2 protein-coding genes are annotated in these 3924 nt (G+C 71.8%); both read left to right on the forward strand.

What is annotated here, in order from left to right; all coding sequences use genetic code 11:
* Positions 1-110: 110 nt before the first annotated feature.
* Positions 111-3203, forward strand: coding sequence for a lantibiotic dehydratase (locus ABT085_RS44825; RefSeq protein ID WP_351622547.1), 3093 nt, complete (start codon positions 111-113; stop codon positions 3201-3203).
* On the forward strand, positions 3200-3924 hold a 725-nt coding region (locus tag ABT085_RS44830; protein ID WP_351622550.1), incomplete at its 3' end, for a lanthionine synthetase LanC family protein. The genes ABT085_RS44825 and ABT085_RS44830, both read left to right, overlap by 4 nt.

Genomic DNA, 3924 nt, shown 5'->3' on the forward strand with positions numbered 1-3924 from the left:
CAACGCCGCCTGATCTGCACCGTCTGGCCCGGGCTGGTACTGGTGCCCCCACGCGGCGAGCGGGGCGGCACCGGGAGCCCTCCCACCCCGACCGGCTCAAGGAGGTATCCATGGCTGAACCCTTGTCGTTTCGGGCTGGCTCCACTGCCCTCGTACGCGCCGTCGCGCGGCCGGGCCTGCCCCCGTTCCCCCTCCCGGACTTCGACGACCGCTCCTTCGCGGCACCTGAACGGGCGGAGATCGTCACCAGCCGTCTTGCCTGGGTGCGGGCCGTGTGGGGTGACGCTGCTCTGGCTGAAGCCGTACGGCATGCCAGTCCGGTCCTCGCTGCCCAGACCGAGGCGCTGTGCATGTCCCCCGCTCCCAACAGCCGTGACGTACGCCGGGTCGGGCTTTCACTGGCGCGCTACCTTCTTCGCGCGGGGCACCGGGCCACGCCTTTCGGCCTGTTCGCAGGCGTTGCCACCGCTGCCTTCGGCGCCCCGGTCAAGGCGAGCTGGGGTGAGGGTCACGTGGCTGTCGCACGGGCCGGCGCGGAGTGGCTGTCCCGGCTGGTCGAGCAGTTGGAGAAGAGCGGGGAGCTGCTGCCGCTCCTGTCCGTCGCTGTCAGCAACACGTCCTTTGAACGCGACGGCCGCTTGATCGTCCCGTACCAGGACGACGGGACGTCCGGCCGGCCTCGAGCTGTCGAGGCGTCCATCGAACTGACGGCCCCGGTGAGGATCGTCCTCGGCGCGGCTGGTTCGCCTATACGGTTCGAGGCACTGGCCGAGAAGCTGACGGCGGAGTTTCCCTCGGTGCTGCCCGATCGGGTGCACGGGCTGCTGGCGGGGCTGATCCGACGGCGCGTGCTCATCACGAGCCTCCAGGCACCGGCTACTGAACCGGAAGCTCTCGGCCATGTCCTCGCGCAGCTCGATGGGGTCGAGGCCGGCTCCCTCGTGCCGCTCGCCCAGACGGTCCGGGAACTACGTGCCGTCCATGCTGGATTGCAGCACTGCGACTCCCCGGACGCCCGGGATGCCGTGGCGGCCCGGATGCGTGACCTGGTGCCGGGCCTGGTCCGCCATCCCCTCGCGCTCGACCTGCGCCTGGATGCCCACCTGACGCTCCCCGACAAAGTGGCGCGCGAGTCGGAGCGCGCCGCGACCGTGTTGACCCGGCTGAGCGCCCGCCCGTACGGCTCCCGGGCGTGGTCCGAGTACCACCAGCGGTTCTACGAGCGCTACGGCATCGGAACGATGGTGCCCCTGCTCGACGTTGTCGCCGACAGCGGCATCGGCTACCCCGACGGATACCCCGGCGCCCCGGCGGGTGAGCGCCGCCGTGTGTCTGCCCGCGATGACGTACTGGTGCGGCTCGCGCAGACCGCCGCACTCGACGGGCACGATGAGGTGGCACTCACCGATGAGTTGGTGGCCGCCTTGGACAGGGGGCCCGGGGAGCCGCGCGTGCCGCCGCATCTGGAGATCGGCGTACGACTGCACGCGACCAGCATGGAGGAGGCGCAGCGCGGCCGGTTCACCATCGAGGTCACGAGCGTGTCCCGCGGTGCCGGGGTGAGCACCGGTCGCTTCGCCGGCGTCCTCGGCTTTGCCGCGCGCGAGGCGCTGTGCGCAGAGCTGACGGAACTGCCCACGGCCGATGCCGGTACCGATCCTGCCCAGCTCTCCTTCCCTCCGCTGCTGGCAGACACCGCGCACGTCACCCGGACCCCCCGCGTTCTGCCGCTGGTCATCAGCCTGCAGGAGCACCGGGCCGCTTCCGCCGACGTGCTCACCCCGGCGGACCTGGCGGTGGCGTGCGACGGCCGCCGGATGTACCTGGCCGCTCCCGGTCTCGGCCGCCGTATCGAAGCCGCAGGCATGCACGCGCTGAACCTCACCGAGCACACGCCGCCGCTGGCCAGGTTCCTCACCGAGATCGCCCGCGCCCAGTGCGCCCAGGTGACGGTCTTCGACTGGGGCGCCGCCGCGGCGATGCCATTCCTGCCGAGACTGCGTTACGGCCGCATCGTGCTCACCCCGGCCCGTTGGCGGCTGGAGGCGTCCGAGCTGCCCGGCCGGGACCGTCCCGGCGCCGAATGGGACAGCGTGCTGTCCGCGTGGCGTGTGCGGCGGCGGTTGCCCCGGCACGTTCAGCTCGTCCAGGACGACCGGCTGCTCCCGCTGGACCTCGAGCAGGCCGCCTACCGGAGTCTGCTGCGCCGGCATCTCGACCGCACCCCTTACGCGGTGCTCACCGAGGCGGCTCCTGCGCAGTCGTACGGCTGGAGCGGAGGCCGCGCCCACGAGATCGTGGTCCCCCTCAAAGCAGCCCAGCCGCCCGGGTGGTCCGCGCTGCCCCAGCCGACCCCAGCCCGCACGCTCTCGCGGGCCCAGATGCAGACGCCTGCCTCCTCTTCGGTGCTGCTGGCCGCCCTGTACGGGGACCTGCGCCGTCAGGACGCCGTGCTGGCCCGGCACGTACCCGACCTCATCCGTCGGCTCGGCTTTCCGCCGTGGTGGTTCATCCGCTTCCGTGACCCCAAGCAGCACCTCCGCCTGCGCATCGCGCTTTCCCACCCGGACGACTTCGCCGGCATCGCCCGCATCGTGAGCGCGTGGGCCGACGAACTGCGCGCCACCGGACTGCTGGCAGACCTGCGCTACCCCACGTCCTACCGCGAAATGGGCCGCTGGGGCTCCGGTCCGGCCTGGGACGCGGCCGAGGGCGTGTTCCAGGCCGATTCCCGTACGGTTGTCGCGCAACTTGCCCAGCCATGGCGCCCACAGCAACGAACGCTCGTGGCCGCGCACACCCTCGCGATCTCCTCCGCGTTCCTCGGCAGCCCCGAGGCCGGTGCGCGCTGGCTGATCGACCACATCCCGCACAGCGCACCAGGGCCAGTTCCTCGGTCGCAGTTCGCTGAGGCTGTACGCCTGTCCGACCCGCGCGACGACTGGGCAGCGCTACGCGCGGCTCCCGGAGGGGAGGCGATCGTGACGGCGTGGGCCGATCGCGGGGCCGCGCTCGCCGCGTACCGCCAGCACCTGCCCGGGCCGCACACCGAGGGCATCGCCCTGGACGACGTACTGGCCTCCTTGCTGCACACGCACTTCGTGCGGCACGTCGCCGTGAACTTCCCCGAAGAGGACATCTGCCTCCACCTCGCCCGCGCCGCCGCTCTGGCCTTCACCGCCCGCTCCAGGAGGCGGCAGTGAACAACCACCCGGCGCTCACTGTGGCTGCGGACATCGCAGAGCGCCTCCGTCATCCTGACACTGCGCCTGGTGCCGCAACCACGGACGAAGCCCGGCAGCATCTGGCCTTCGGCCCGATCGGCATTGCCCTGCTGCACATCGAGCGTGCAGCAGCAGGACTTGGCCCCTGGCAGCGTGTGCACGACTGGCTTGCCGCCGCCACCCGCCAGCCATTCACCAGCGGAGCCGACAGCCACCCCTTCTACGGCGCTCCTGCACTGGCTCACGTCCTGGCCTGCGCCGCCGAACGCCTCCCCGGGGCCTACGAGCGCGACCTCGACCGGCTGGACCGACAAGTGGTCGGCGACGTAGAGCGGCGCCTGGAGGCCGCGCACCGCAGGATCGACGCCGGCCGGCTTCCGGCGCTCGCCGAGTTCGACGCGATCCGGGGCCTGACCGGATACGGCGGCTACCTCCTGCGCCGCGATGCGACCGGGCCGGCTTTGCGGGCCGTCCTCGACTACTGCGTCCGCCTGGTCGAACCGATCGACCACGACGACGACTCACTCCCGGGATGGTGGGCGCTCACCGGCCCTTCCGGGCGGCTGGACGACCGCTTCCCGGGCGGCCACGGCAACAACGGCATGGCCGACGAGAATCCGACGTCGACGGGCGACACGTCATCGGTCGCGCTAGCCAGCAGACGCTCCGCCTGGGCTCGTAGCGCCACTTCACTCTTCGC

Origin of the sequence: Streptomyces sp. NPDC002265, from assembly GCF_040296125.1 — a bacterium.
Taxonomy (GTDB): Bacteria; Actinomycetota; Actinomycetes; order Streptomycetales; family Streptomycetaceae; genus Streptomyces.

Excerpts from the sequence above, each read along its gene's own strand:
- ABT085_RS44825 (WP_351622547.1), top strand. The coding sequence starts at position 111 with ATGGCTGAACCCTTGTCGTTTCGGGCTGGCTCCACTGCCCTCGTACGC.